Source organism: Spirochaetota bacterium, from assembly GCA_026414805.1.
In the GTDB taxonomy this organism is placed as follows: domain Bacteria; phylum Spirochaetota; class UBA4802; order UBA4802; family UB4802; genus UBA4802.
Window position 1 is genome coordinate 1 of record JAOAIH010000164.1, and the last position, 641, is coordinate 641.

A 641-nucleotide genomic window follows, 5' to 3' on the forward strand; every position below is an offset into this window, starting at 1 on the left:
GCACCTGCTAAAAAACTATACACCACACTCGCGTAATACCCCTCATACCCTGATATCTGATTGCTCCTGTACCACTCGTACGGAATGCTTGCAAAAAGTGACTTTATTGTTGCTTCTATGCCATTGATATTTCCTACAGCCAAATCATCCTCTAGTCTCCCTTTTAATCTTTCCACCTCAATCAAACTTTTGGTCAAATATGCAAGAAGATAGTCGTTGAGCGATATCTTTACCTCCTTATTCGGATAGCCCAAATAATACCTCACACCACTTATCCCCTGCTCATACCGCTTTACCGTAAGATACCCCGTCTGAAATAGTAGATTCTCAGGCTCTATAAAATCTACATCAAAGCTACCCAGAAGTTTCTCCGTAACCTTAAATTCCTCAAGCTGGGCTATATAAAACTTTCTGTCCACAAGCAGCTTTATCAAAAACGTAGGCGTCCCCGTCTCAAACCAGTATGATTGAAATTTACGTTTTGATAGATAAAGCAGTATATCAAATGGATTATACACGCTCTCCCCTAAAAAGCTGTATCCATTATACCAGCATCGTATTGCTTCTTTGTCCTCCCCCTTAAGCTCCTCTTCAAACACACTAGCAAGCTCACTCTCGGTATAACCACATATCGTTGCATA

General features: G+C 40.9%; 1 protein-coding gene. It reads right to left on the reverse strand.

The features are described 5' to 3' along the window. On the reverse strand, positions 1-641 hold a 641-nt coding region (locus tag N3F66_15175; protein ID MCX8125487.1), incomplete at both ends, for an AAA family ATPase.